Below are 26,961 nucleotides of genomic sequence, written 5' to 3' on the forward strand. Positions count from 1 at the left end.
TCCCACATGCCTGCTGGAGAGTCGGCCCCCTGTCGGCACTTGCTCTCAGCCGTTCCCGCCGCCCCGTTGTTCGAACCTTTGTACCGGGGGCCGGTCGTTCCGGGCGTCCTCCTCACCGTCCGGGTTCTCGTCCGGGTTCTCGTAACTCGTGAACCAGTGCCGGTCGAAGTGGCGCGCGGTGGAACGGGGGAACCGCGGGTCGGTGAGCAGGCGGTGGACGAACTCTGCCGTCGAGCCGTCGAACCGGTCCCACTCGCCGTAGTCGTCATCCGTGACGAGGATGGGCCACCGGCCGGGGTCGGTGCCCTCGGTGAGCCAGTAGAACGAGCTCTGCTGCTCCGTGCTCGCCCACTGCAACAGGCCCCCGGGAGCAGGGTGGAGGCGGTACGGCCTCCACGACCCACCGCCGTTCTCCGCGGCCGCCCGGGCCCAGAACTCGTTGAACTCGACGAGGTCGAGGCTGCCGGGCGGGCCGTCGGCGATCAGGAGGCCGAGGTAGTCGTCGAAGTCGCCGTGACCGAACCGTTCGACGAGTTCCTTGTAGTCACCGGGCAGCGCCGTCCCGAGCCGGGACTCGACCGCCGCCCAGTCGACGGCGGCGCCCCGCTCCCGGGTCCATCCGGTGACGGCGACGACCCGGTCCACCCAGGTCGTCCCCTCCTCCGGCCCGCTCGACCACTTCTCCTTCCCCCGCCCCGTGCCCGGCACGGACCGCTCGTCCGGCCGCCGGGACACCGCCTCCGCGCCCGGCTGCCGTGGTACGGACCACCCGGCCACCAGCACCACCGGCCGCACCGCCCCGTCGGTCCGGACCGCACCGCAGCCGATCCACCGGTCGGCGTGGTTCCACGCGCGCATCTCGACGACCCGGTCCCCGAACGGGGCGAGGAGCGGTGCCCCGGTGCGCGCGGTCACCGTCGGATCGACGTACCCGCCCATGGCCAGGTTGCGTGCCTGCCCGTACCAGCTGCTCAGCACCCTGCTCAGGGCCCTGAAATCGACCGACTCGTCCGTCGGCAGGCGGGCGGGGTCCTCACCGTCGCCGACCGGGCCGCACACCGTGTCCCACCCGTCATGGGTCACCAGGGCGTCGACGGCGGCGAGCAGTTCCTGTTCGTCCATGACCGGGAGTCAAGCACGGGCCTGTGACAGCCGGACCGGTTCCGTCACCGGGGTACGCCGACGGGGCCCGTGGTGTCCGTGGCGTCCCCGGTGTCCGGTGTCGCGGGCGGGATCGGCTGTTCGGCCCAGATCGTCTTGCCGTGCCGGGTGTAGCGGCTGCCCCAGCGCGTGGTGAGCTGCGCGACCAGGTACAGGCCGCGGCCCCCCTCGTCGGTGAGCCGGGCCCGGCGCATGCGGGGCTGGGTGGCGCTGGTGTCGGAGACCTCGCAGGTCAGCTGGCCCGCCCGGATCAGCCGCACCTCGACCGGGCCGCCGGTGTAGCGGATGGCGTTGGTGACCAGCTCGCTCAGCACCAGTTCGGTGGTGAAGACCAGCTCCTCCAGTCCCCAGGCGCGCAGTTGCCGGGCCGACTCCTGCCGGACCCGGGCGACGGCGGCCGGGTCCGGGTCCACCGGCCAGACGGCGGTGTTCCCGGCCGGCACCGCGTGGGTACGGGCGAGCAGCAGCGTGACGTCGTCGGCGAGGTGGTGCACGGGTCGGCCGGAGACGATCTCCCGGCCGAGTTCCCGCAGCGGTGCGGTGGTGGCGCCGGGGCGGGCCAGACGGCGGCGCAGTTCGGCCATGCCCTCGTCCAGGTCGATGTCGCGTCCCTCGATCAGCCCGTCCGTGTAGAGCGCGAGAATGCTGCCGGCGGCCAGTTCGACCTCGGTCACCTCGAAGGGCAGACCGCTGACGCCCAGCGGCGGCCCGGGGTTCAGCTCCACGTACGAGACGGTCCCGTCCGGATGCACGACGGCGGGCGGGGGATGTCCGGCCGAGACCATCGCACAGCGCCGGGAGACCGGGTCGTAGACGGCGTACAGGCAGGTGGCGCCGATCGGGTCGGTCCAGCCGTCGGGCAGCCCGTCGTCGTCCGGTCGGGTGAGGTCGTGGGGTTCGTCGCGGAGCTGGGAGACCAGGTCGTCCAGGTGCACCATCAGCTCGTCCGGTTCCAGTTCGAGGTCGGCGAGGGTGCGGACGGCGGTGCGCAGCCGCCCCATGGTGGCGGTGGCGCCCAGCCCGTGGCCGACGACGTCCCCGGCGACCAGGGCGACCCGGGCGGAGGAGAGCGGGATCACGTCGAACCAGTCGCCGCCGACACCGGTGGCGGGGTCGGCCGGCAGATAGAAACCGGTAGTGGTCACGGCGACCGTCTCGGCCTGTGCGGGCGGCAGCAGACTGCGCTGCAGCCCGATGGCCGACCGGTGCTCCCGGGCGTAGCGGCGGGCGTTGTCCAGGGCGAGGGCCGCGCGTGCGGCGATCTCGCGCAACAGGTCCAGGTCGGCCGGTTCGTAGTCGGGGCGGCCGGGCGCGCGCCGGACGGTCACCCGGCCGAGGAAGCTGCCCCGGGCCCGCAGCGGGGCGGTCATCGAGGCGGGGGAGCCGGTGGCGGACGGGTCGGTGTCGGCCGGGACCACCGTGCCGACCGGCACCTCCGTCGAGGGTTCCCCGGCCACGGCGGTCCGGCGCAGCGCCAGCCGCCCGTCCTTGCCCGGGACCGGTTCCTCGCCCGTGAACACCGCCTCCGCGATCTCCACCACGGCGAGGTCGGCCAGGCCGGGCACCAGCACGGCGGCCAGCTCCACACCGGTGCCCATGACGGACAGCGATCCGCCGACGGCCGCGGTGGCGTGGTGCAGGATCGCCAGGCGTTCGTCGGAACGGCGCTGCTCGGTGATGTCCGTGAACAGCGCGGTGACGCCGAAGACCTGCCCGTCCGGCGCCTGGAGCCGGAACGCCGAGACGGCCATCACCGCCCCGCCCCGGGGGTCCTCGATGGTCCGTACCCGCTCCTCCGCCAGGATCAGCGGCCGGCCCGTCCGCAGGACCTCCCGCAGCCGCCGCTCGACCGCCGCGGCGTCGTCGGCCTCCAGGAAGTCGCCCAGGCGCCGGCCGCGCAGGTCCGGCGGGAGACCGGTGTACGGGAACAGGTGGGTGTTGGTCCTGGCCAGCCGCAGCTCCTCGTCGAAGACGGCGAGGCCCAGCCGGTCCTGGAGGAAGAGCTCCCGGGTGAACGCCCGGTCCTGCCGCCACCGGGAGACCATCCCGGCAGGGGCCCCGAGCACGAAGTACCGCGCCGGTTCCACGGAGGCCCCGGGAACGGCGTCCGTGCCGGGGCCGGGGCCGGTGTCCTCGTCCGCGAGGGGGAGGATCTGGAAGACGATGCTCAGCTTCTCGCCCCGGCCGGTACGCACCACCGCCTCGCCGGACCGGACGGCCCCGGACCGGACGCCCTCGGGCCGGTCGACCCACAGCCCGGACCGTGCGCCGGGGTCCGCGAGCAGCTCCCGTACCGGACGGCCGCGGACGGCGTCGGCGGGGAGCGCGAGCAGCTCCGCCGCCGCCGGGGTCCAGCCGATGATCCGTCCTCCGGCGTCGAGCAGGGCCCCGGCCGCGCCGTCCGCGAACGGGAGCCCGCTGTGCACGGACGCGCCTGGGAGGGTCTTTCCGTCCACCACGTACTCAGCTCCCTTTCCCGGCGCCGCCCACGATTCCGCGCCGGGCGCCGCTCTCCGTGCCGCACGCCCCGGTCGTGGAATGCCCGAGCCCTTCCCGGAAGGCCCGTGCGCCCGCGTCCGTGTCCGCACCCGCGGCCACGGACTTCTCCATCATGCCCCCGCTGGTTCCGGCCGCCAGTCCCGAGAGCCACCGATCGGCCCCCTCGCCGGCCCCGGGGGAGTGGTGGAGCCCTCCGGGCGGCCGGACCGGCGGGGCCGACCCGCCCGGAGGCGCCGATTCCGCCGAGTGGACCGGGCGAGGCGACGTCAGAACCCGCGCCCCCACGTCGAACCCCATGCACCTCTCCTGCCAAGCTGAGTGACCGTATGAGGATTCATGCCCGCCAGGTGCTGGATCATCGAGTCGATCGGGCGAGTTCCGCGGCACCCGCGGGGCATGGTCCCGTTCAGTGGTTCCAGCGGTTCCGGTGGCCCCAGCGGTTCCGGTGGTTCCGGTCGGCTCAGCCGGCTCAGTCGTCCTGGTCGTCCATAGTCGTTCCAGCTGTTCCTCGGGAAGGTTCTGCATGTCCGATCGCGCCGTTGGAAGCCGTGGCTCGCTGATGGCGGTGAGCGACCTCCACGTGGGGATGGCGGACAACCGCCCCGTCGTCGAGTCCCTGCGGCCGGAATCGGACGAGGACTGGCTGATCGTCGCCGGTGACGTCGCGGAGCGGTTCGCCGATGTGGAGTGGGCGCTGCGGCTGCTCGCGGACCGGTACGCGCGGGTCATCTGGACCCCGGGGAACCACGAGCTGTGGACGCCCAAGAACGACCCCGTCCAACTGCGGGGCCTGCAGCGGTACGAGCACCTGGTCGAGCTGTGCCGGAGCCTCGGGGTGACCACGCCGGAGGACCCGTATCCGCTGTGGCGGGGGCCGGGCGGGCCGGTGGCCGTCGCGCCCGTGTTCCTGCTGTACGACTACACCTTCCGGGCGCCGGGCACCACGACCAAGGAGGAGTCCCTGGAGTACGCGCACCGGACGGGGGTGGTGTGCACCGACGAGTTCCTGCTGCACCCCGACCCGTATCCGAGCCGGGACGCCTGGTGCCGGGCCCGGGTCGCGGAGACGGAACGGCGGCTCGCGGCGCACGACCCGCAGATCCCGCTGGTCATCGCCGGGCACTGGCCCCTCGTGCGCGACCCGATGGCCGTGCTGTGGTACCCCGAGTTCGCCCAGTGGTGCGGGACGGAACTCACCGCCGACTGGCACCGGCGCTTCAACGTGGCGGCGATGGTCTACGGCCATCTGCACATCCCCCGCACGACCCGGTACGACGGCGTCCGCTTCGAGGAGGTCTCCATCGGCTACCCGAGGGAATGGCGCAAACGAGGTCATCCCAAGGGGTTGCTGCGGCGGATCCTCCCGTACGAGGACGACTCCGTCACCGAGCCGGTGGCCGTCAGCGGTGCCCCAGGACGTTGACGACCCGGCCGTCCGGGTCGCGCACGAAGAAGCGGCGCACGCCCCACTCCTCGTCGCTCAGGGGGTACACGATCTCCGCTCCGCTCTCCTTCATGGCGGCGTGGACCGCGTCCACGTCCTCCACCTCCACGCTCATGTCCGGCGAGACCGGGGCGGTCGCGTCGGAGCCCATGACGCTCAGCTGCACCGAGGGTTCCGACGGCGAGGCGAGCGTCACGATCCAGCCGTGGTTCATGACCTCCTGGAGCCCCAGCCGGCCGTAGAACTCCGCACTCCGCCGCATTCCCTCGGTGGTGGGGACGCCGGTGGTGCGGATGTTGGGGACGACTCTGCGGACGGACATCGACAACTCCTTCGGTGGGAACGGGGCATGGGCTCCGGGGACCGGGACCCGGGACCGGGGCCCGGAGGCCGGAACGGACTTCGTACCACCCGTCGGCGGGCATAAAGTGCCGGGCTGTGAGCAACGAGATATCCGATGGCCAGTTTCCTTCCCGGTCCGGGACGGCGCAGCACGTGCCCCTGAGCTTCCGTCGCGCGGGCGAGCCCGACCTGCCGGAGCTGGTGCGGCTGCGGGACGACGCGGCACGGTGGCAGATCGCGCACGGCATCGACCAGTGGAAGCCGGGCGAACTCGGTGTCGGGCACTTCCGGAAGCGGTTGGACGAGGGAGAGGTCTGGCTCGCCTCCCTCGGGGAGGACGGGCCCCTCGCCGGGGCCTGGGAGCTGTGGTGGGACGACCCGGCGGCCTGGGGTCCCCGGGCCCCGGACGCGGGTTACGTCCACCGGCTCATGACGGACCGTCGCGCAGCGCCCCCCGGCACCGGGCGGCGGATGCTGGCACGGGCGGAGGCCCGGATCGCCGAGGCGGGCCACGCGTTCTGCCGGCTCGACTGCCTGGCCGGCAACGCCCGGCTCCGGGAGTACTACGAAGCGGCGGGCTACGGGACCGTCCGCGAACGTGCGAAGGACGGCGGCCTCGGCCACGTGTACCGGGTCACCCTGTTGGAGAAGCGGCTCTGAGGGGAGGCCCGGACCCTCCCGGAGGCCGGTGTCGTTACCCTGCACGACATGGTCGACTCCTTTGCGGAAACCGATGATCACGAGGTCGCCGCGGCTGCGGCACGGGCCGGTGCGGACGTGGTGCGCGGCATGTACGGCCGACGGCTCGACCGCATCGACAAGGGTGCCGGGGACTTCGCCACCGCCGCCGACGTGGCGGCCGAGCGGGCGATCCTCGACGTCATCCGCGCGGCCCGGCCCGAGGACGCGGTGCTCGGCGAGGAGGGCGGGCAGCGGGGCGCGGCCGACTCCGTGCGCCAGTGGCTGGTCGACCCCCTGTGCGGCACGCTCAACTACGCGGTCGGCACCATGCTGGTGGCCGTCAACGTGGCGCTGCGCGGCGGGGCGGCGGCCGTGGCCGACCCCTTCGGCGGCGAGGTCTTCCTCACCGACGGGAAGACCGCCCGGGTGCGGCGGGACGGGACCGACGCGCCCCTGGTGCCCGCCGCCGGGACCCGGCTGGTGGACGTCAACCTGGACCCGCCGTTCCCGGGCGCGCCCGGGTTCCGGGGCACGGACCTGCTGGCCCACCCCAAGTTCGTCGAACGGTTCCGGCCGCGGGTGGTGTCCACGACGCTGGCCCTGGCCTGGGTCGCGGCCGGCCGGCGCGCTGCGTACGTCACCGACGGCGGCGACCTGTCCGGGAGCGTCCACTTCGCGGCCGGCATCGCTCTGTGCAGGGCCGCGGGCTGTGTGGTCACCGGCATCGACGGCGTCCCGGTCGAGCGGGGCGGCCGCGGGATCGTGGCCGCCGCGGACGCCGAAACCCACGGGCTGCTGATGTCGATGATCGACGGCCGGGGCGTGTGACGGCGGGAGCGGTGCCGCCCGGAGCCGGAGCCGGGCGGCGGGCCGTCAGGCGTCGATCCGGGTTCCCGTTCCGCTCACCCGCACCCGGGGGTCGCCCGCGCGCAGCTCGACGGTGAGGGTGCCGGGGCGGCCCATGTCCTCGCCCTGGTGGAGGGTGACGACCGCACTGTCCGGGGCGAGGCCCTCCGCGCGCAGATAGGCGCCGAAGGCCGCCGCCGCCGCGCCGGTGGCGGGGTCCTCGACCACGCCGCCGACCGGGAACGGGTCACGGACGTGGAAGACGTCCGGCGCCGCCCGCCACACCAGTTGAAGCGTCGTCAGGTCCAGGCGGTGCATGAGGGTTTCGAGGCGCGCGAAGTCGTAGGAGAGGCCGGCGAGGCGTTCGCGGGTCGCGGCGGCCAGCACCAGGTGACGGGCGCCCGCGTAGGCGATCCGGGGCGGCAGGGCCGGGTCGAGGTCGGCGGCCGGCCAGTCCAGGGCGGCGAGCGCCTCGGCCAGGTCGTCGGGTGCGATCTCCGTGACGTGCGGTTCGACGCTGGTGAGCGTGGCGCGGAGCTCGCCGCCCTCCCGGGCGACGGTGACCGGCACCGGGCCCGCGAGCGTGCTGAACACCAGCTCGCCGGGGCCGTCGCGCTCGGCCAGCGCGAGGGCCGTCGCCACGGTGGCGTGGCCGCAGAACGGAACCTCGGCCTTCGGGCTGAAGTAGCGGATGGTGTACCCCCGGCCGGCCGGGGAGCCCGCGTCGGTCCCGGAGTCCGCGCCGTCCGGCTCGTACCGGCCCGTCAGGAACGCGGACTCGCTGTAGCCCAGCTCCGCGGCGACGGCGAGCATCGCGGCCCCGTCGAGACCGGACGCGTCCAGGACGACTCCTGCCGGATTGCCGCCCTGCGGGTCGGCGGAGAACGCGGTGTAGCGCAGGACCTCGGTGGCCGAATTCTGATTCATGCCGCTGATCAACTCCGTCGCGGCCCGAGCCATTCCCCGACCGGTCGCCGGACGTCCGCGAATGGCGGTGAATGACCTGAATGGCCCCACCCGGCCCCGATGCGGGGGCCGGGCCGGGGCGGGCTGCGGCGGGGGCCGGGGTCAGTGGCAGTTCTTGGTGCCCTTGCTCGACCTCGTCCAGGAGCAGGAGTCCTGGAGCTTGCCGTTCGGCTTGATCAGCCGGGCCTTGTCGCCGGTGTTGTTCCAGACGTACGAACCGCGGTTCCAGTAGACGTGGCCCGACGCGTTCTTGCCCCGGCCCGTGTGGACCTTGACGGTCTTGCCGGCGCCGACGGTGTAGTTGCCGAAGGTGTACGTGTAGCCGGTGTTGTCCTTGAGCTTGTAGCCCTTGAGCTGGAGCTTGGACTTGCCGTTGTTGTGGATGTCCACCCACTCGGCGTTGAGGGACGTGTTGCTGCGGTTGTCCTTGCCGGGGCTGTCGTACTGGATCTTCCCGAGGTGCAGTCCGGCCTGGTGCGGGGCGGCCGACGCCGGGACCGTGGCGAACAGGGAGCCGGCCAGGGCGGTGGCGGCGGCCAGGGCGAGGGGCGCCGCGACGCGTATGCGCATGCTGTGGTCCTTCCGTGGAGCTTCGGTGAAGAACTGTGAGCATAAGGGGGCGTCGAGGGCGGTCCGGTCGGGGGGTGCGGTTCCGGCGGACGGCAACCGCCCCCGCCCGGGGCCCGGTTCGGGCGGGGGCCGCCGGTCTCGCCCGGCGCGTGGCGCGCGTCCCGCGTGCGGCGCGGGTCCTCAGCCGCGTCCCACGTACGGCATCGTCGTCGCCATGACCGTGGCGAACTGCATGTTCGCCTCCAGCGGCAGCTCCGCCATGTGGAGCACCGTCCGGGCCACGTCCGCCGCCGCCATCACCGGCTCGACCGCCAGTTCGCCGTTGGCCTGGAGGGTGCCGGTCCGCATCCGCTCGGTCATGTCCGTGGCCGCGTTGCCGATGTCGATCTGGCCGCAGGCGATCCGGTACGGACGGCCGTCCAGCGACAGCGACTTCGTCAGCCCGGTCATGGCGTGCTTGGTCGTGGTGTAGGCGACCGAGTGGGGGCGCGGCGCGTGGGCGGAGATCGAGCCGTTGTTGATGATCCGGCCGCCCTGCGGGTGCTGCCCCTTCATCAGCCGGTACGCGGCCTGCGCGCACAGGAACGCGCCCGTCACGTTCACGTCCACCACCGCCCGCCAGTCCTCCACCGCGAGGTCCTCGACCGGCGCGGCGCCCGGTCCGAACGTGCCCGCGTTGTTGAAGAGCAGGTCGAGGCGGCCGAAGCACTCCCGTACCGAGGAGAAGAGCGCCGTCACGTCCTCGGGGCGGGACACGTCGGCGGGGACGGTGATCACCCGGGCGTCCGCCCCGGCCAGCATCGCGGTCTCGGCGAGGGGCCCGGGGCGCCGGCCCGCGAGCGCCACCGACCAGCCGGCTCCGGTCAGGGCGAGCGCCACCGCGCGGCCGATCCCGGAACCCGCACCCGTCACGACCGCCGTCTTCGCATCCGAGTTCAACGCTTTGTTGCTCATGGGGCCGCAGCGTACGCCCTTCCCGCCCCGGGGCACCCGGGACGGATGAGGTCATAGAGGGTCAAGAATGCCTGCGGGACAGGAGGTTCACCCCTCGGCCGGCCGTCGGGGGCGGGCCCCGCGATCGGCCGCGAATGCGCGCTTTGTCCCGTGAACCCGTTCCTGCCGCATTACTCATCCCCCCGACGCCCGATCGACGCGAACACGACAGCCGCTCGATGTGCCGGGCCGGTGGACTGACCGAGTACACCACCAGTAAGGGGAGGGACAGATGACGCACTCATCGCACCAGCAGGAGATGCGCGACGCCGCCAGGAACGTCGGCCGCCGCCGTTTCCTCACGGTCTCCGGTGCCGCCGCCGCGCTCGCCTTCTCGGTCAACCTGCCGACCGCGGGCACCGCGAGCGCCGCCGAGCTGGACGCCCGGAGGATCACCGACGATCCGTTCACCCTCGGCGTCGCCTCCGGCGACCCGCTGCCCGACTCGGTCCTGCTGTGGACGAGACTCGCGCCGCGCCCGTACGAGGCCGACAGCGGACTGCCCCGGGCCCGGGTGCGGGTGCGCTGGGAACTCGCCCGCGACGAGCGCTTCTCCCGCATCGTCCGGCGCGGATCGGTCACCGCCCACCCGGAGTTCGACCACAGCGTCCACGTCGAGGTCAAGGGCCTCGACGCCGACCGCGTCCTCTACTACCGCTTCCGCGCCGGCAGCTGGATCAGCCCCGTCGGCCGGACCCGCACCGCCCCCGCCCGCGGCGCCCGCAACAGCGAGCTGAGCCTGGCCGCCGTCTCCTGCCAGGCGTACCACGACGGTTACTTCACCGCGTACGGCCACCTCGCCCAGGAGGACGTGGACGTCGTCCTCCACCTCGGCGACTACCTCTACGAGTACGCCGTCAACGCCACCGGCGGGGCCCGAAACCACACCGACCGCAGGCTCCCCGCCCACTTCAACCGGGAGACGGTCACGCTGGAGGACTACCGGCTGCGGTACGCCCTCTACAAGTCCGACCCCGACCTGCGCGCCGCCCACGCCGCGCACCCCTTCGTCGTCACCTGGGACGACCACGAGACCGAGAACAACTACGCGGGCGGCACCCCCGAGAACGACGTCCCGCCGGAGGAGTTCCTGCTGCGCCGGGCCGCCGCCTACCGCGCGTACTGGGAGAACCAGCCGCTGCGCACCCCGCAGCGGCCGACCGGCCCCGACATGAAGCTCTACCGGCGCCTCCAGTTCGGCCGGCTCGCCCAGTTCGACATCCTCGACACCCGCCAGTACCGCAGCGACCAGGCGTACGGCGACGGCTGGCAGAAGCCCGGCCCGGAGTCCGAGGACCCGTCGCGCACCATGACCGGCGCCGCCCAGGAGCGCTGGCTGCTCGACGGCTGGCACGCCTCGCGGGCCACCTGGAACCTCGTCCCCCAGCAGGTCGTCTTCGCCCGGCGGCACGACGTCCCCACCGACGCGTTCAAGGTGTCCATGGACGCGTGGGACGGCTACCCCGCCTCCCGGGAGCGGATCCTGCGGGGCGCCGAGGCGGCGGGGATCGACAACCTGATGGTGCTGACCGGCGACGTGCACGTCGGCTACGGCTTCGACCTGAAGAAGGACTTCGGCGACCCGTCCTCGCGCACCGTCGGCACGGAGATCGTCGCCACGTCCATCACCAGCGGCAAGGACGGCTCGGACAAGCCCGGCAGCTGGAACAACCAGATGCAGGCCAACCCGCACATGAAGTTCTTCAACGGCCGACGCGGCTACGCCGTCATCACGCTGGACCAGAAGCAGGCGCGTGCCGACTACCGCACGGTGTCGGCCGTCACCACCCCCGGCGCGCCGCTGTCGACCGCCGCCTCCTTCGTCACGGAGGTGGGCAACCAGGGCCTCATGCCCGCGTGACCCTCCAAGGCCTGCCGGGTGGCCTCCGACGGGCCCTCAGCCGTCGGCCGGGTAGCGGACGCCGATGCGGTCACGCACCGCGTCGAGCGTCCGCATCACGGCGAGGGAACCGTCCAGCGGCACCAGCGGCGACTCCGTCTCGCCGGCCCGCAGCGCCCGCGCCACCTCGGCCTGCTCGAACTGCATGCCGCGCAGCCCCCCACCGGTCCCGTCGGCCCCGTCGGTCCCGGGGCCCCCGGCGGTGAACTCCTCGGGTTCGTGTCCCGGCCGGTGCAGCACGAACTTCTCCGGGTAGAAGAAGCCGGGCGGGAAGTCGATCCGCCCCTTCGTTCCGGTGATCGACGCGGTCCGCGGGGTGTCCGCCACGATCGAGCAGTTCAGCAGCGCCGAGGCGCCCGCCTCCGACCAGCCCAGCAGCATCGCGGTGTGCAGGTCGACGCCCTCGGGGGAGAGCAGCGCGTCCGCCTGCACCCGGTCCGGCTCGCCCAGCAGCAGCTGCGCGAACGAGACCGGGTAGACCCCGAGGTCCAGCAGCGCGCCACCGCCCAGCGCCGGGTCGCGCAGCCGGTGCCCGGCCCCGAAAGGACCCGTGATCCCGAAGTCGGCCTGCACGGTGCGGATGTCGCCGACGGCGCCGTCCCGCACCAGTTCCGTCATGCGCCGGACGACCGGATTGCAGTACGTCCACATGGCCTCCATCAGGAAGAGCCCCCGGTCCCGGGCGAGCCCCACCAGCTCCTCCGCCTCCCGGGCGTTGAGCGTGAACGCCTTCTCGCACAGCACGTGCTTCCCGGCCTCCAGGCAGAGCGCGGCGGCCTCCCGGTGCGCCGAGTGCGGCGTCGCCACGTACACCACGTCGACCTCGTCGTCGGCGGCGAGCGCGGCCCAGTCGCCGTACGCCCGGGGTATCCCGAACCGCTCGGCGAACGCCCGCGCGGAGGTCTCCGTACGGGACGCGACGGCCACCACCTCCGAACCCGGCAACGACCGGAGGTCCTCGGTGAATGTCGCGGCGATACCGCCGGTGGCCAGCACGCCCCACCGCACGACCCTGTCCATGCCCGTCATGACTGCTCCCCAGGAAGGTCTCGACCAGTCCAGCTGAGCTGAGAGCATAGATGCGGATTCAACGACATGGAGATGACAATGCCGGAGAGCGGCGCAAGCCGGGCCCAGCAGGAACGTACGCACATATCGACCACCGGGACCGGGACGGCGGAGCCGGGAACCGCCACCGGCACCGGGACCACGGACCGGAAGACCGACCGGACCGGCAAGGCGGACCCGGCCGACCGGACCGACGGGGCCGCCGCAGGCGCCGCCGGGCCGCCCCCGGGCAGTCCGGCCGCCACCGGAGCGGCCCGCCGCACCGGACTCCTGGTCACCCTCGTCCTCGGCGGCCTCACCGCACTGCCGCCGCTCTCCATGGACATGTACCTCCCGGCCCTGCCCGCGGTCACCGAGTCCCTGCAGGCCCCCGCCGCGACCGTCCAGCTCACCCTCACCGCCTGCCTCACCGGCATGGCGCTCGGGCAGCTCGTCGTCGGACCGATGAGCGACCGGTGGGGCAGGCGCGGACCGCTGCTCCTCGGCATGATCGTCTACGTCGTCGCCACCGCGATCTGCGTCTTCGCCCCCACCGCCGAACTCCTCATCGGCTTCCGCCTGCTCCAGGGACTGGCCGGCGCGGCGGGCATCGTCATCGCCCGCGCCGTGGTGCGCGACATGTACGACGGCGTGGAGATGGCCAAGTTCTTCTCCACCCTGATGCTGATCTCCGGCGTCGCACCGATCGTCGCGCCGCTCATCGGCGGACAGGTGCTGCGGTTCACCGACTGGCGGGGCGTCTTCGCCGTCCTCACCCTCGTCGGCCTGGTCCTCACCCTGGTCGTCTGGAAGTGGCTGCACGAGACCCTGCCGCCGCAGGACCGGCACACCGGCGGGATCGGCGACACGCTGCGCACCATGCGCGGACTGCTCGCCGACCGGGTCTTCACCGGCTACATGATCGCGGGCAGCCTCGCCTTCGCCGGCCTCTTCGCGTACGTGAGCGCCTCGCCGTTCGTCATGCAGGAGATCTACGGGGCCTCGCCGCAGACGTTCAGCCTGCTCTTCGGCATCAACTCCATCGGGCTGGTCGCCGTGGGCCAGATCAACGGCAAGCTGCTGGTCGGCCGGGTCAGCCTGGACAAGGTGCTGGCCTTCGGGCTCTCGGCCATCGTGCTGGCCGCCACCGCGCTGCTGCTGATGACGTCCGGGGTCTTCGGGGACGTGGGCCTGGTACCGGTCGCGACCGGGCTGTTCGTGCTGATGTCGGCGATGGGGCTCGCGGCGCCGAACACCAACGCACAGGCCCTGATGCGCACGAAGCACGCCGCCGGGTCCGCCTCCGCGCTGCTCGGCACCTCGTCGTTCCTGATCGGTGCGGTGGCCTCCCCGCTCGTCGGGATCGCGGGCGAGGACACGGCCGTTCCGATGGCCCTGGTGCAGCTGGTGTGCGGGGTGGGCGCGCTGGCCTGCTTCCTCGGGATGTGCCGGCCCTGGCAGCGGACGTCGCCGACCTCCTGACGCGGGCCCCGCGACGCGCGGCGGCGGGACCCGGGGCGCGTTCGGCCCCGAACCCGCCGCCGACCCGGTCGGGGAAACGGGACGGGCCGGGCGGACCGGGCGTGTGCCCGGCCCGCCCGGCCCGTCGTGGTCCGGTGGGCGGCCCTACGAGGCCGACCTCGGGTAGCCGAGCAGGTGCGGGCGGTCCTTCTCGTCCGTCCAGCGGAACAGCCCGACCCCGTCCGCGGTCTCCGCGCCCGGCAGCCGCACGTTGGACGGCAGGGCGCCCGTCGAACCGCTGCGGACCGCGACCGCGACGGGGGTGCCGCCGCCGGCCAGGACGTCGGCCGCGTTGCGCGCGCTCGTCGCGCCGTACGCGACGCCCTCGTCGTTCACGGACGCCAGCGTCAGCGGCTTCGTGCCGTCCGCCCCCTCGAAGCAGAACCCGCGCTTCGTGGCCAGGTCGAAGGCGAGCGGCCCGGCCACCAGGTAGCTGCCCGACGGGGCGGCGACCAGCTGCGGGTACTGGCCCGGCTTTATCGCCGGCTTGCTGCACTCCACCGAGGCCAGCGTCTTGCCCGACTCCGCGTCGTGCACCGCCCACAGGTCGTGGGTGGCGGCGCGCTTGGCCTTCTTGTCGAGCTGCCACTTCGCCAGGATCAGACCGGGGATCACCGAGGTCGGGATCCCGCTGACCCTGTCCGTCCCCTTGGGCGCGACGTTGCGGCTGAACCAGCCGCCCTGCACCCAGAACTCCCTGGACCCGCTGACCAGCACCCCCTTCTGCGTCAGCCCGCGCACCTCGGTGAGCTGCTTGCAGGTCTTGCAGCCCTTCGGGTACTTGAGCGTCGAGGGCTTCACGTCCGACACCCGGCCGGTCACCGGGTCGACCACCGTGCTGTTGGTCCGGCCGTCGCTGATGAGGATGCCGGGACCGGTGGTGGAGACCGTCGGCACGGAGTTCCATGGCACCTCGACGCGCCGCCGGGAGCCGTCCTCCACGTCGTAGACGTCCAGCGAGACGATGGTGTCGGCGGGGGTCAGCGCGTTCTCGCCGACCTTTCCGTACGCCCACGTCACGAAGTACTCGTGGTCGTCGACGGTGACCTGGAGAAGCCGCGGGAAGTGCTTCGGGGACGGGGGCCGCCAGCTCTCCCCGTGCCAGCCGGGCTGCCCGGTCTTCGAATCGATGGTCCGCAGCTGGTACTTGGTGTCCGACTCCCTCACCAGATAGGCGAGACGGCCCGTCGTCCGGGACAGCGCGTAGTCGGGGGAGGTGCCGATGAGCTCCCATCCGTTCTCCGGGGCGTACGCGGAGGGAACGGTGAGCTGTGTCACCTCGGCCGGGCTCTTCTTGGTCTGCTTCTTCGGCTCGTCGTCGTTCTTCTCGCCACTTCCGCACGTGGCCAACAGAAGAAGCATGACAAGCACGAGTACTCCGCCGACCAGAACCAGGCGCACGATCTTCTGTCTCATGGTTCCCCTCGATGGGTAATCCCGACCTCGCGGCGGTCAGCGTAGCAACTTGGGCAGGCATCGCGGCAGTTCGGATTCCGCGCAGTTCTACGCGGATAGCGCGGCGGCGCCGGGTGCGTCGTCTTTGCCTACAATTCGTCGGTGAACGCCACCCTCCCCAATGCGGAAACACTGCGTGCGGCGCTGGCCGGACTGCTCGACGGCCTGCCGCCCAGGCAGGCGTCCCGGGCCGTCGACCGGCTCATCGCCAACTACCGCGGCACCACCCCCACCGACGCGCCGGTGCTCCGCGACCGCTCCGACGTCGCCGCGTACGCCGCGTACCGGATGCCCGCGACCTTCGAGGCGGTACGGTCCGCCGTCGACGCCCTCCGGGAGGCGGCCCCCGACTGGGCTCCCGCCACCCACACCGACGTGGGCGGCGGCACCGGAGCGGCCGGCTGGGCCGTGGCGGGGGCCTGGGAGGGGACCAGGACGACGGTGCTGGACTGGTCCGAGCCCGCGCTCGCCCTCGGCCGCGAGCTGGCGGAGCTCTCCGGCGCCCCCGCGCTGCGCGCCGTCGAGTGGCGCCGGGCCCGGATCGGAGAGGGCCCCGGCCTCGCCGCCACGGACCTGGTCACCGTCTCCTACGTGCTCAAGGAACTCACGGCGGACACCCGGGCCGCCCTCGTGGACGCTGCCGCCGCGGCGGCACAGGCGGTCGTGGTCGTCGAGCCGGGCACCCCCGACGGCTACGCCCGCGTCATCGAGGCCCGCGACCGGCTGATCGCCGCCGGCCTGACGATCGCCGCGCCCTGCCCGCACAGCGCCGCCTGCCCCATCGAACCGGGCACGGACTGGTGCCACTTCTCGGCCCGGGTCAGCCGCTCCTCGCTGCACCGGCAGGTCAAGGGCGGCTCGCTGCCGTACGAGGACGAGAAGTTCAGCTATGTCGTGGCGACCCGCTTCGAGGCGCGGCCCGTCCGGGAACGGGTCGTCCGCAAGCCGCAGATCCGCAAGGGGCAGGTGCTGCTGGACCTGTGCACCCGCGACGAGGCCCTGAGCCGCTCCACGGTCACCAAGCGGCACGGCGGGCTGTACCGGGCCGCCCGGGACGTCGCGTGGGGCGACGCCTGGCCGCCGCCCGGCGAGCAGGACTGAGAGCCTGCCGGGCGGCCCGCCCGGCAGGCTCAGGGGGCCGCCCGCGGACGGGCGGCCCACCCGCTCACGCCCGCAGCTCCTGGGTGCAGCACTTCACGCTGCCGCCGCCCTTCAGCAGCTCGCCCAGGTCCATCGGCACCGGCTCGAAGCCGCGTGCCCGCAGCGGGTCGAAGAGCCCCGTCGCGCCCTGCGGCAGCAGCACGTGGAGCCCGTCGCTCACCGCGTTCAGGCCGAACGCCGCGGCGTCCGCCTCCCGGGCGATCAACGCGTCGGGGAAGAGCCGGGCGAGCACCGCGCGGCTGCCCGGCGAGAACGCCTCCGGGTAGTACATGACCTCGTCGCCCGCGTCGTCGAGCACGGACAGGGCCGTGTCCAGGTGGTAGTAGCGCGGGTCGACCAGATCGAGCCCGATCACCGGGCGCCCGAAGAACTCCTGCGCCTCGCCGTGCGAGAGCGGGCTGGACCGGAAGCCCCGCCCGGCCAGGACGTACGACGAGGTGACCGCGAAGTCGCCCTCGCCCTCGTTGACGTGGTCCGGCTCGTGGACCTCGGTGAAGCCGTTGGCCCGGAACCACTCGCGGTGGGCCCCGGCCTCCTCGTACCGCTCCCGGTACGCGAACCGGGCGCCCAGCACCCGGCCGTCGACGACGGTGGCGCCGTTGGCGGCGAACACCATGTCGGGCAGGTCGGGGCGGGGCGTGAGCAGCTCCACGGTGTGCCCGAGGGCGCGGTACCGGTCGCGCAGGTCCTCCCACTGGGTCTGGGCCAGGGGGAGGTCCACGGGCTTGCTGGGGTCCATCCAGGGGTTGATGGAGTACGTCACCCTGAAGTGCGTGGGGGCGCACATCAGGTAGCGGCGGGGTGTGGCTTCACGAGGCATGCATGCTCCTCACGAAAGGCAGGGGTCGCCTGCCGGGGACAGCGCACTGGTGTGTGCGTGGGTGAGCCCATGGTCCGCTCTCCGGGGCCCGGCGCACAGTGATCCGATCGGGTGGTTCCGCACGACGGGCAGCCGGGTCCCGGACGCCGGGCCGCGGCGGACGAGTTGCGGGGAGACGATACGTATCGACTCGTGGCGTTGCTAGATTGGCCGGCATGACAGAGAACCGGACGCCCGACTCCAGCCGCCGCAGCGAACGCTCGCGCCGCGCGATCCACGACGCGGCGCTCGGCCTGGTCGGCGAGGTGGGCTACCCGAGGACCACCATCGAGGCCATCGCCGCGCGGGCCGGCGTCGGCAAGCAGACGATCTACCGCTGGTGGCCGTCCAAGGCGGCCGTGCTCCTGGACGCCTTCATCGCCCTCGGCGAACGGACCGCCGGACGGGCCGAGGGGGAGCCCGCCCCCGCGCTTCCCGACACCGGTGACCTCGCCGCCGACCTCGGGACCGTCCTGCGGGCCACCGTCGACGAACTGAACGACCCCGCCTTCGAGGCGCCCACCAGGGCGCTGGCCGCCGAGGGGATCGTCGACCCGCGGCTCGGCGCCGAATTCGTCGAGAAGCTGCTCGCCCCCTCGTTCGAGCTGTACGCCGCACGGCTGCGAGCCGCCCAGGAGGTCGGGCAGGTGCGCGCCGACGCCGACCCGCGGGTCGCCCTGGAGCTCCTCGTCGGCCCGGTCACCCACCGCTGGCTGCTGCGCACCGGCCCGCTCACCCACGACTACGCGGACGCGATCGTCGACCACGTCCTGCGCGGGCTGCTGCCGAACCCCTGAGAGCCGCCCCGAGGCACACCCGTCATTTCCTGACAAGAGGGGGCATTGTGCCCGGCCCGTGGTGTCGTCGTCCGTACCCCGCTTCGGGAGTCCGGCCACCCGAGGCGCAGGATGGTGGGACCATGGGCAGGGGCAACATTCAGGTAAGGGGATAGATGGGCGCCGATTTCGGCCGTAATCGCGGCTCAGAGAGCAAGTTTTCCCAATGGCTTCGCCGCCGACCCAAACCGCACCAGAGCGAGGTCGACGACACCGCCCGGGAGGCGCTGCTCCTGGCTGTCGCCGAAGCCGGAATGCCGATCGCGCCGGCCGCTCATCCGGTCGGGTACCGATGTTCGTGCGAACGCATCGGCTGTCCCACGCCCGCCCGCCATCCCGTCTCCTTCGCCTGGCAGACCCAGTCCACCACCGACCGGGCACAGATCGAGCGCTGGGCCCGCAGTCAGCCGCAGGCCAACTTCATCACCGCGACCGGCATGGTCCACGACGTCCTCGACGTGCCGCTGGCCGCCGGCGAGCAGGCCCTGGAGCGGCTCCTCGCCGCGGGCATCGACGTCGGCCCCGTCGCCCGGTCCGGCGACGACCGGATGCTCTTCTTCACCGCCACCCGGGGCACGCCCGAGGACGAGGACGAGTGGTGGCCGTGCGAGCTGGACTGCCACCCCGAGACCATGGACGAGCACCCCGGCATGCGGTGGCACTGCCGCGGCAGCTATGTGCTGCTGCCGCCGGCCAGGCTGCCGGGCGAGCTGGACGTGCGATGGGTGCGCGGGCCGGAGCATCCGCTGCCCGACCCGCTGACGCTGCTGGAGACGCTCACCGACGCGTGCGCGCAGTACGCCGACGCCGCGGACCAGAGCGAACTCGACCACGACGCGGTGGCCTGGCCGTTGAGCCGTTGAGCCGTTGAGTTGCTGAGCCGCTGGGCCACCGGCCGGGCGGTTCGGGACGGTCCGGAACCGGGCGGGCCGTCCCGTACAGGTGGTGGCCGCCGGGTCACGGCCGCCCCGGCACCGTCAAGAGCCCTTCGCCGCCGTCAGGCCGGGCAGCCGGTTCAGCACGACCACCTTGCCGTCGTTCTCCGTCGCGCCCTTCTTCGGGACGTACACCAGCTGGCTGGAGATCCGTTCCTTGGTGAGGGTGGACTTCACCTCACCGGTCAGCAGCGCCGACACGTCGTCGTTGACCGGCGGGCGCAGCCCCTTCGCCGCGGTCTGCCGCTCGAAGTGCTTGCTGCTGAAGAAGACCAGCGCCCCGCCGTCCTTCGTCCGCAGCCCCAGCGGGGCGAACGTGTCGCGGTTCAGCGGCTGGTCGATGTACTGGTACGAGAAGCCCGCCCGCCGGGTGTTCCGGCGGGTCTCCCGCCAGCCCGAGGTGGTGGAGCCGGGGGCGAAGACGTCCGGGGTGCCCTGCTGGAGGTAGTCCGTGTACTGCTTGCCCAGGTCCTCCGGGGCCACCGCCAGCCCGGCGGCGTCCGCGGCCACCGGCGTGGCCCGGCCCTCGTCGTCCTTCACGAACCCGGGCATCCGGGAGGGGGCGACGACCGCCAGATAGGCGGCCTTCCATCCGGCGTCGGGCCCGGCCTTGGTGAAGACGAGCAGCCAGCGGGTGTCCAGCTTCCCGCTGTCCTGGTCGCGGTTGGAGTCGGTGTCCGCGAGGAACCACCGGGGCCAGCCCGCCTTCTTCGGGATGACGTATTCGGCGTCGGTCAGCTCCAGCGGCATGTGCTTCGGATTGCCGTCCGGGCTGTTCTTCTGCCGCGCCTTCAGCCCGGCCTGGTTGATCGCGCCGAGCGGGCCGGTGACCCGGTCCGCGTCCAGGGCCGGGTCGTACGCCTTGTCCGCCGCGTTGTACGCGGTGGTGAAGTCCTTCAGTGCCTGCGCGGCCTCAGACCTGGTTGCCGTCGGCACCACTTCCAGCTCGCCGTGCACCGTCACGCACCCGCTCGCCGTCAAGGACAGCACCGTCGCCGTCGCGAGCCCCGTCGCCAGCCGAATCGGCCTCAGGCTTCTCATCCGTTGCTTTCCGCGCCTTCTGATCCGTCGCCCCTCCGGAGGGGGCCCCTGACCGTCCGAACCCTACCGGGGCGAGGAACAGCACGAGCGTGGGTATCAGATACAGCGCCCACACCGTGACCTGGAGGACGGTCGGGTCGGGCTGGAAGTTGAACGTGCCCTTCAGCAGCGTGCCGTACCAACTGTCCGGCGGGATCGTGGAACTGATGTCGAACGCCCGGTCGTGCAGGCCGCCGACGAACTCGGCTTCCTGCAGGTCGTGGACGCCGTACGCGAGCACACCCGCGGCCACGACCACCAGCATGCCGCCGGTCCAGGTGAAGAACTTCGACAGGTTGATCCGCAGCGCGCCCCGGTAGAACAGCCAGCCCAGCACGACGGCGGCCGCGATCCCGAGGAACGCGCCGATCATCGGGTGCCAGCCGTCGTCCGCCGCGTGCACCGCGCGCCACACGAACAGCGAGGTCTCCAGGCCCTCCCGGCCCACCGCGAGCAGCGCCGTGGCGACCAGCGCGCCGGTGCCCATGGCGAGCGCCGCGTCGAGCTTGCCGTGCAGCTCCGACTTCAGGTGCCGCGCGGTGCGCCGCATCCAGAAGACCATCCAGGTGACCAGGCCGACGGAGATGATCGACAGCGAACCGCCGAGCGCCTCCTGGGCCTTGAACGTCATCTCCTGCGAACCGAATTCGAGCCCGGCGCCGAACGCCAGGCTGATGACGACGGCGATCCCGACACCGGTCCAGATCGGCACCAGCTTGTTCCGGTTGCCGGTCTTCACCAGGTAGGCGATGAGGATGCAGACGACGAGGCTGGCTTCCAGTCCCTCGCGCAGGCCGATCAGGAAGTTGCTGAACACGTCCTGGTTCTCCTTTCCGTTTCGACCCGTTACGAGAACAGCGCCCGGCCCCACCAGTCGTCCTTGTCGCGGACGCCCGGCGGGACGGCGAAGTGCGCCGAACCCACGTGCTGGATGTACTCGTTGAGCGCGTCGTGCGCCGCGAGGCGCCGCTGGAGCGGGATGAACGCCTTGCGGGTGTCGCGCTGGTAGGCGATGAAGAACAGCCCGGCGTCGAGTCGTCCCAGACCGTCGGTGCCGTCGGTGAAGGAGTAGCCGCGGCGCAGGATCGTCGCGCCGTCGTTGCTGTCCGGGTGGGCGAGGCGCACGTGCGCGGTCGGCAGCATCGCCTTCAGGAACGGCTCGTCGTGCTCCTTGGGCTTGCCGACCGCGGCTCCCTCGCCCTTGTCGCGGCCGAAGACGTCCTCCTGCTCCTGGAGCGAGGTACGGTCCCAGGTCTCGATGTGCATCCGGATGCGCCGGGCCACCAGGTACGAACCCCCGGTCATCCAGTCCGCCCGGTCCTTCCCGCCGACCCACACGTGCTCGTCCAGGGCGGCGGTGTCGGTGCCGGAGACGTTCCGGGTGCCGTCCTTGAAGCCGAACATGTTGCGCGGGGTCTGGGCGTCCGGAGTCGTCGAGGACGTCTTGCCGAAGCCCAGCTGGGACCAGCGGATCGCGACGCGGCCCATGCCGATCCTGGCGAGGTTGCGGATGGCGTGCACCGCGACCTGCGGGTCGTCCGCGCACGCCTGGACGCAGAGGTCGCCGCCGCTGCGGGTCGCGTCGAGGTTGTCGCCGGGGAACTTCGGCAGGTCCACCAGCGCGTCGGGCCGCTTGTCCTCCAGGCCGAACCGGCCCTTGGCGAAGAGCGAGGGGCCGAAGCCGATGGTGAGGGTGAGCCGGGACGGCTTGAGCCCCAGCGCCTCGCCCGTGTCGTCCGGCGGGGCCTCGGCGAGGCCGCCGTACGCCCCGTCGCCGACCGCGTGACCGGCCGTCATCCGCTCCGCCGCCCGCGTCCACTCCTTGAGCAGCGCGACCAGTTCGGCGCGGTCCTTCGTCGTCACGTCGAACGCGGCGAAGTGCAGCCGGTCCTGCACGGCGGTGGCGATGCCGGCCTGGTGCGCGCCGTGGAACGGCACCGCCGCGCCGCTGTCCGCGGCCGGTACCGCCGTGTCGCCGGACCGCACCGCGGCGACCGTGCCGCCGGCCGCGACCGCGCCGAGCGCGAGCCCGGCACCGCCCCAGCCCAGCAGCGCCCGCCGGGACGGGGCGGGCCCGGAGGCCCGTTCCGGGGTTTCGTCGGCCGGTGTCTGCTCGGACATGACCAGAGCCCTCCCGCTCGTTACTTCGTGACCGCGGCGGCGAGCCGGGACAGCGGCTCGGCCAGTGCGTTGACCGCGTCCGACAGCTCCTTGCGGTCCGCCTTGCCGACCTTGTCGTACGAGGTGAAGTCGTAGGAGCCCTTGTCCGCGCGGTACTTGTCCAGCAGCGTGTTCAGCTCGGCGAACCGCTTGTCCAGGTCGGCGGTCAGGGCGGCGTCGTTCTTCGAGGCGATCGGCTTCAGCAGCTCGTAGGACTTCTGGGCGCCCTCGACGTTGCCCTTGAAGTCGACCAGGTCGGTGTGGCTGTAGCGCTCCTCCTCACCGGTGACCTTGCCGGTGGCGACCTCGTCGAGGAGCTCCTTGGCGCCGTTGGCCATCGAGGTCGGGGTGATCTCCGCGGTGCCGACCCGCTTCTGCCAGTCGAGCAGGTCCTTGTACAGGAGCGGGGCGAGGGCCTTCTCCTCGGCGCCCAGCTTCTTGTCCTGCCACAGCGCCTTCTCCAGGCGGTGCCAGCCGGTCCACTTCTGGCCGTCCTCCAGGCCGTCCTCGCGGATGTCGACCTTCGGGTCGATGTCGCCGAAGGACTCGGCGACCGGCTCGGTGCGCTCCCAGCCGAGCCGGGAGTCGGCGTAGAGCTTCTTGGCGGCCTCGATGTCACCGGCGGCGACGGCGTCCGTGAACTTCTTGGCCTTCGGCAGCGTCTCGTCGGCCTGGGCCTGGACGTAGGTGCGGTACTCCGCGACCGCCTTGTCCATCTCGGGGCTGCGCTTGACCGCGGTGCCGCCGGTGACCTTCAGCTTCTGCCGGATGCCGTGGCCCTTCATGCCGGGCTTGCAGGCGATCTCGTACGAACCGGCCTTGATCTCGGCGGTGATGTTCGCCTTGGTGCCGGGGCCGATGTTCTCGCGCTCGGCGACGATGCGGTCGTCCGGGAAGAGGATGTAGACCTCGGTGACCTTGGAGCCCTTGTTCTCCACGGCCAGTTCGATGTGACCGGCCGGCAGCTCCTTCTTCGACACCTCGCAGGCGTCGTCCTTCGCGACGACCTGCACGGCGCCGTCGCCCTTGCCGTCGCTCTTCTCCGCGCAACCCGTGACGGCGGTCAGGGCGGCCGCGGTCGCGGCGGCGGTGACGACGGAGAGACGAACGGCTCGCATGCGGACTCCACGAAGGCTGAGGGGAGAAGAGGGGAAGGTCGGACAAAGGCTGGTGAGGCGGACCTAACTTAACCGAGGCTTACTTGACCGATACCCACCCGTGCAGTGATTCAGCTCTCATCCCCGGGGCCCGGGAACGGGGCGATCACGAGTGCCCCATGAAGGGCCCACGGAATGGTCAAGCGGTGGTCAAGTCGCCTTGGATCCCGTCCGGTCGGTCCGGTCGGTCGAGGCGGTCCGGACGGGGCGGGGAGGGGTGGGGAACGGCCGCGCGGGGGCGGGTCGGTACGACGAGGGGAACCCCGGTCCGCGGGTGCGGGAACACCTCGACCGGCTGCCGGTAGACCTCGCCCAGCAGCCCGTCCGTGAACACCTCGCCGGGCGGGCCCGCCACCGCGATCCGCCCGCCGTGCAGCACGGCCGCCCGGTCCGCGTACGCCGCGGCCAGCCCCAGGTCGTGCAGCACCACCACGACCGCGTCCCCCGCCGCGGCCCGCTCCCGGCAGATCCGCAGCACCAGTTCCTGGTGGCGCAGGTCGAGCGCGGCGGTCGGCTCGTCGAGCAGCAGCAGCGGGGCGCGCTGCGCCAGCACCCGGGCCAGGGCGACCCGGGCCCGCTCGCCGCCGGACAGCGCGGAGAAGGGGCGCGGGGCGAAGCCGGTGACCTCGGTCGCGGCCATCGCCCCGGCGACGGCCGCGTCGTCCTCGTCCGCCCGCGCGGTGCCCGCCCACGGTGCCCGCCCCATCCGGACGACGTCCTCGACCGGGAACGGGAACGACAGCGCGGCGGACTGCGGCAGCACGGCCCGGCGCAGCGCCAGATCGGCGGCCGGCCAGTCGGCGACCGGGCGTCCGTCGATCCGGACCTCGCCGCTCCCGGCGGGAAGGTCGGCGGCCAGTGCGGCCAACAGGGTCGACTTCCCGGCCCCGTTGGGCCCGACGAGCGCCAGCACCTCGCCCGCGTGCACGGTCAGGTCGATGGAGTCGAGCACCTGCCGCTGCCCCAGCCGCACCCGCAGCCCGCGTGCCTCGGCGACGGGGGAGCCGGGGGAGACGGGGGCGGGCGGCAGCCGCCGAGCGCGTGCCCGGAACGGATTTCTCGGGGCCCTCATGCCCAACCACCTTGCTTGCGACGGGTCCTGCGCAGCAGCCAGAAGAAGAACGGGCTGCCGAAGAACGCGGTGAGCACACCGAGCGGGAGTTCGGCGGGGGCCGCGACGGTACGGGCCGCGAGATCGCCCACCACCAGCACCAGGGCCCCGCCGAGCGCGCTGCCGGGCACGAGGAAGCGGTGCCCGGGACCGTTCGCCATCCGCAGCAGATGCGGCACCAGCAGCCCCACGAACGAGATGATCCCGGCGACCGCCACCGCCGCGGCGGTCAGCAGCGCCACGACGAGCACCAGCGCGATCCGCAGCCGCTCGACGTCGACCCCCAGGTGCCGGGCGGGCCGCTCGCCGAGCGCGAGGAGGTCCAGCTTCCGGGCGTGGAACGGCGCGACGAGCAGCCCGAGCGCCGCGCAGGGCAGTACGGCGAGCACCTTCGGCCAGGTCGCCTGGGCCAGCGAACCCAGCTGCCAGAAGGTGATCTGGGAGATCTGCGCGTTGTCGGCGAAGAAGACGAACAGCCCGATCAGCGCGCCCGCGAAGGCGTTGACCGCGATGCCGGTGAGGATCAGCGTCACCACCTCCGTCCGCCCGCCCGACCGGGACAGCGCGTACACCAGCAGCACGGTCGCGAGCCCGGCGACGAACGCGCAGACGGTGATGGTCCAGTTGCCGAGGAAGGTCAGCCCGAGCGCGATCGAGCCGACCGCGCCGACGGCGGCCCCGGAGGAGATCCCGATCACCCCGGGCTCGGCGAGCGGATTGCCGAACACGCCCTGCATCAGGGCGCCCGCGCAGCCCAGCGAGGCCCCGACCAGCAGGGCGAGGGCGACCCTGGGCAGCCGTACGTTCCACAGCACGCTCTCGCCGACCCGGTCCAGCGCGGCGCCGCCGAGACCGATCCGGTGCTGGACGGAGGCGAGGACGTCGCCGAGCGGGATGTGGTACGCGCCGAGACCGGCGGAGAGCAGGCAGGCCACCGCGAGCGCGGCGAGCAGGGCGGCGGTCAGGACGAGGGCGCGGGGGCGCCGGGCCCCCGGTGCCGACAGCCGTTCCGACGGCTGTTCTGACGGCGCGGCGGCGTCGGTCCGGGGGTGTTCGGGGGGCGGGGCGGCGTCGGAACGGATGTGCTCCGGGGAGGCGGTGGTCATCCGTCGGCCCCGTCCTCCGGGTGGAGCTGCGCGATCAGGTCGCTCAGCACCCGGTCGGTGCGCGGCCCGTAGTTCAGCAGTACCCCGTCGTCGATGGAGACGATCCGCCGGTCCATCCCGGCCGGGGTCTCGGCGACGCCCGGGATCTTCACCAGCCCGTCGACGCCGCCCACCGATTCGAGCCCCTTGCGCATCACCAGGATGGCGTCGGGCGCGGCCTTCGCGAGTGCCTCGCTGGTGATGGCGGTGAAGTCCTTCTCCAGCCCGGACGCCTTGCCCGCGTCGACGGCCCCCGCCGCTTCGATGAGCGAACCCGCCCCGGAATCCCGGCCGCCCAGCAGATGGACGGAGGCCGAGCCGCGCAGGTAGAGGAAGGCGACCCGGGGCTTTCCCCGCCCCTTCGCGGGGGCGGGCACGGACTTCTCGACCGCCTCGATCCGGGACCGGGTGCGGTTCTTCAGCCCGGTACCGGCATCCGGCACGCCCAGGGCGGCCGCCACGGCGTCGATCCGGCGGTCGACGTCGGAGAGTTCCTTCGCCGGGGCGACGACGACCAGCGGGATGCCGGCGTCCCGGATCTGCTCGACGGCCTCCGCCGGTCCGGTCGTGGTCTCGGCCAGGACGACGGTCGGCCTCAGCGACAGCACGCTCTCCGCCGAGACGTCGTGCGCGCGGGTCACCACCGGGAGCTCCGCGGCCTGTTCGAAGGTGGCGGTGATGTCGCGGGCCACCACCCGATCGCCGAGGCCGAGCGTGAAGACGATCTCGCTCAGGCCGCCGGTCAGCGGGACGATCCGGTCCGCGGAGCCGATGGTGACCCGGGTGCCGTCGGCGGACTTCACGGTGACGGGCAGCCGTGGTCCGGGCGTGGTGGCCAGTGGCTCGACCCGGTCGGCGGCCCGCTCCGGACGGGCGGCGCCGGTTCCGGTACGGGCGTCCGTACCGGTGTCGTCGCCGCAGCCGGCCAGGACGAGGGCCAGGGCGAGTGCGGCGGCCAGTGCCCCCAGCGGGCCCCGGGCCCGGCCCGGCCGGCGCCCCGGCCGCCGGTCGCCGCCCTGGCCCGGTGGGGCGAAGTCCTGCGAGAAGCGCACTGGGGCACCGTCCTGTCGTTCCGCGGTGGGGTGTTGGTCA

The 26,961-nt window shown here is 72.9% G+C and carries 24 protein-coding genes; 8 read left to right on the forward strand and 16 right to left on the reverse strand.

Annotated elements, in window-relative coordinates; genetic code table 11:
• Positions 1-45: 45 nt before the first annotated feature.
• The gene (locus ABZZ04_RS15265; protein ID WP_356932657.1) at positions 46-1,122 is read right to left on the reverse strand and encodes an SMI1/KNR4 family protein; all 1,077 of its coding nucleotides are present in this window, start codon (positions 1,120-1,122) and stop codon (positions 46-48) included.
• Positions 1,123-1,166: 44 nt separating this feature from the next.
• Positions 1,167-3,620, reverse strand: coding sequence for a SpoIIE family protein phosphatase (locus ABZZ04_RS15270; protein ID WP_356932658.1), 2,454 nt, complete (start codon positions 3,618-3,620; stop codon positions 1,167-1,169).
• Positions 3,621-4,183: 563 nt separating this feature from the next.
• Here ABZZ04_RS15270 and ABZZ04_RS15275 point away from each other — a divergent pair.
• A complete protein-coding gene (locus ABZZ04_RS15275) occupies positions 4,184-5,083 on the forward strand; it encodes a metallophosphoesterase (protein ID WP_356932659.1) in 900 nt (299 codons plus the stop codon).
• Here ABZZ04_RS15275 and ABZZ04_RS15280 read toward each other — a convergent pair.
• The gene (locus ABZZ04_RS15280) at positions 5,061-5,426 is read right to left on the reverse strand and encodes a VOC family protein (RefSeq protein WP_356932660.1); all 366 of its coding nucleotides are present in this window, start codon (positions 5,424-5,426) and stop codon (positions 5,061-5,063) included. The two genes, ABZZ04_RS15275 and ABZZ04_RS15280, sit on opposite strands and share 23 nt — an antisense overlap.
• Positions 5,427-5,542: 116 nt before the next feature.
• On the opposite strand from ABZZ04_RS15280, the gene ABZZ04_RS15285 reads away from it, so the two are divergent.
• Entirely contained in the window at positions 5,543-6,106 is a 564-nt protein-coding gene (locus tag ABZZ04_RS15285; RefSeq protein ID WP_356932661.1) for a GNAT family N-acetyltransferase, read from the forward strand.
• 48 nt (positions 6,107-6,154) lie between these two features.
• Positions 6,155-6,955 carry an inositol monophosphatase family protein gene (locus ABZZ04_RS15290; protein WP_356932662.1) on the forward strand — a complete coding sequence of 267 codons (801 nt, stop codon included), beginning with the start codon at positions 6,155-6,157 and terminating at the stop codon, positions 6,953-6,955.
• Positions 6,956-7,000: 45 nt separating this feature from the next.
• Here the strand turns inward: ABZZ04_RS15290 and ABZZ04_RS15295 are convergent, their stop codons facing one another.
• The 3 genes from ABZZ04_RS15295 to ABZZ04_RS15305 form a co-directional block, all read right to left on the reverse strand.
• Positions 7,001-7,900: a PhzF family phenazine biosynthesis isomerase gene (locus tag ABZZ04_RS15295; RefSeq protein WP_356932663.1), complete on the reverse strand. Its 900-nt coding sequence runs from the start codon at positions 7,898-7,900 to the stop codon at positions 7,001-7,003.
• Between the two features lie 141 nt (positions 7,901-8,041).
• Positions 8,042-8,509, reverse strand: coding sequence for a lamin tail domain-containing protein (locus tag ABZZ04_RS15300; RefSeq protein WP_356932664.1), 468 nt, complete (start codon positions 8,507-8,509; stop codon positions 8,042-8,044).
• A 180-nt stretch (positions 8,510-8,689) separates the two neighbouring features.
• Positions 8,690-9,463 (reverse strand): SDR family oxidoreductase, encoded by a 774-nt coding sequence (locus ABZZ04_RS15305; RefSeq protein ID WP_356932665.1) that lies wholly within the window; start codon positions 9,461-9,463, stop codon positions 8,690-8,692.
• A 271-nt stretch (positions 9,464-9,734) separates the two neighbouring features.
• Here ABZZ04_RS15305 and ABZZ04_RS15310 point away from each other — a divergent pair, with 271 nt between their 5' ends.
• The gene (locus ABZZ04_RS15310; RefSeq protein ID WP_356932666.1) at positions 9,735-11,363 is read left to right on the forward strand and encodes an alkaline phosphatase D family protein; all 1,629 of its coding nucleotides are present in this window, start codon (positions 9,735-9,737) and stop codon (positions 11,361-11,363) included.
• A gap of 36 nt (positions 11,364-11,399) precedes the next feature.
• On the opposite strand, the gene ABZZ04_RS15315 is transcribed toward ABZZ04_RS15310, so the two are convergent.
• Positions 11,400-12,422: a Gfo/Idh/MocA family oxidoreductase gene (locus tag ABZZ04_RS15315; protein ID WP_356932709.1), complete on the reverse strand. Its 1,023-nt coding sequence runs from the start codon at positions 12,420-12,422 to the stop codon at positions 11,400-11,402.
• Between the two features lie 87 nt (positions 12,423-12,509).
• Between ABZZ04_RS15315 and ABZZ04_RS15320 the strand changes: the two genes are divergently transcribed.
• Entirely contained in the window at positions 12,510-13,931 is a 1,422-nt protein-coding gene (locus ABZZ04_RS15320; protein WP_356932710.1) for a multidrug effflux MFS transporter, read from the forward strand.
• 144 nt (positions 13,932-14,075) lie between these two features.
• On the opposite strand, the gene ABZZ04_RS15325 is transcribed toward ABZZ04_RS15320, so the two are convergent.
• Complete coding sequence (locus tag ABZZ04_RS15325) at positions 14,076-15,386, reverse strand: hypothetical protein (RefSeq protein WP_356932667.1); 1,311 nt, start codon at positions 15,384-15,386, stop codon at positions 14,076-14,078.
• A gap of 141 nt (positions 15,387-15,527) precedes the next feature.
• Here ABZZ04_RS15325 and ABZZ04_RS15330 point away from each other — a divergent pair, with 141 nt between their 5' ends.
• The gene (locus ABZZ04_RS15330) at positions 15,528-16,526 is read left to right on the forward strand and encodes a small ribosomal subunit Rsm22 family protein (RefSeq protein WP_356932668.1); all 999 of its coding nucleotides are present in this window, start codon (positions 15,528-15,530) and stop codon (positions 16,524-16,526) included.
• A gap of 64 nt (positions 16,527-16,590) precedes the next feature.
• Here ABZZ04_RS15330 and ddaH read toward each other — a convergent pair whose 3' ends face one another.
• Complete coding sequence (ddaH, locus tag ABZZ04_RS15335; RefSeq protein WP_187438498.1) at positions 16,591-17,406, reverse strand: dimethylargininase; 816 nt, start codon at positions 17,404-17,406, stop codon at positions 16,591-16,593.
• A gap of 215 nt (positions 17,407-17,621) precedes the next feature.
• Between ddaH and ABZZ04_RS15340 the strand changes: the two genes are divergently transcribed.
• A complete protein-coding gene (locus tag ABZZ04_RS15340; protein WP_356932669.1) occupies positions 17,622-18,242 on the forward strand; it encodes a TetR/AcrR family transcriptional regulator in 621 nt (206 codons plus the stop codon).
• Between the two features lie 155 nt (positions 18,243-18,397).
• On the forward strand, positions 18,398-19,144 hold the full coding sequence (locus ABZZ04_RS15345; protein WP_356932670.1) for a bifunctional DNA primase/polymerase: 747 nt from the start codon (positions 18,398-18,400) through the stop codon (positions 19,142-19,144).
• A 114-nt stretch (positions 19,145-19,258) separates the two neighbouring features.
• On the opposite strand, the gene ABZZ04_RS15350 is transcribed toward ABZZ04_RS15345, so the two are convergent.
• The 7 genes from ABZZ04_RS15350 to ABZZ04_RS15380 form a co-directional block, all read right to left on the reverse strand.
• Positions 19,259-20,197, reverse strand: coding sequence for a hypothetical protein (locus tag ABZZ04_RS15350; protein WP_356932671.1), 939 nt, complete (start codon positions 20,195-20,197; stop codon positions 19,259-19,261).
• On the reverse strand, positions 20,130-21,113 hold the full coding sequence (efeU, locus tag ABZZ04_RS15355) for an iron uptake transporter permease EfeU (RefSeq protein ID WP_356932672.1): 984 nt from the start codon (positions 21,111-21,113) through the stop codon (positions 20,130-20,132). The genes ABZZ04_RS15350 and efeU overlap by 68 nt, the downstream gene beginning before the upstream one ends.
• Positions 21,114-21,142: 29 nt before the next feature.
• Entirely contained in the window at positions 21,143-22,417 is a 1,275-nt protein-coding gene (efeB, locus tag ABZZ04_RS15360; protein ID WP_356932673.1) for an iron uptake transporter deferrochelatase/peroxidase subunit, read from the reverse strand.
• Positions 22,418-22,437: 20 nt separating this feature from the next.
• On the reverse strand, positions 22,438-23,574 hold the full coding sequence (gene efeO / locus ABZZ04_RS15365; RefSeq protein ID WP_356932674.1) for an iron uptake system protein EfeO: 1,137 nt from the start codon (positions 23,572-23,574) through the stop codon (positions 22,438-22,440).
• Between the two features lie 178 nt (positions 23,575-23,752).
• Positions 23,753-24,685, reverse strand: coding sequence for a heme ABC transporter ATP-binding protein (locus ABZZ04_RS15370; RefSeq protein ID WP_356932675.1), 933 nt, complete (start codon positions 24,683-24,685; stop codon positions 23,753-23,755).
• Positions 24,682-25,830, reverse strand: coding sequence for an iron ABC transporter permease (locus ABZZ04_RS15375; protein ID WP_356932676.1), 1,149 nt, complete (start codon positions 25,828-25,830; stop codon positions 24,682-24,684). Before ABZZ04_RS15375 ends, ABZZ04_RS15370 begins: the two co-directional genes overlap by 4 nt.
• Positions 25,827-26,921, reverse strand: a complete 1,095-nt coding sequence (locus tag ABZZ04_RS15380) for an ABC transporter substrate-binding protein (RefSeq protein ID WP_356932677.1) — start codon at positions 26,919-26,921, stop codon at positions 25,827-25,829. The genes ABZZ04_RS15375 and ABZZ04_RS15380 overlap by 4 nt, the downstream gene beginning before the upstream one ends.
• Positions 26,922-26,961 lie beyond the last annotated feature (40 nt).

Source organism: Streptomyces sp. NPDC006435 (genome assembly GCF_040612315.1).
Classification (GTDB): Bacteria; Actinomycetota; Actinomycetes; order Streptomycetales; family Streptomycetaceae; genus Streptomyces.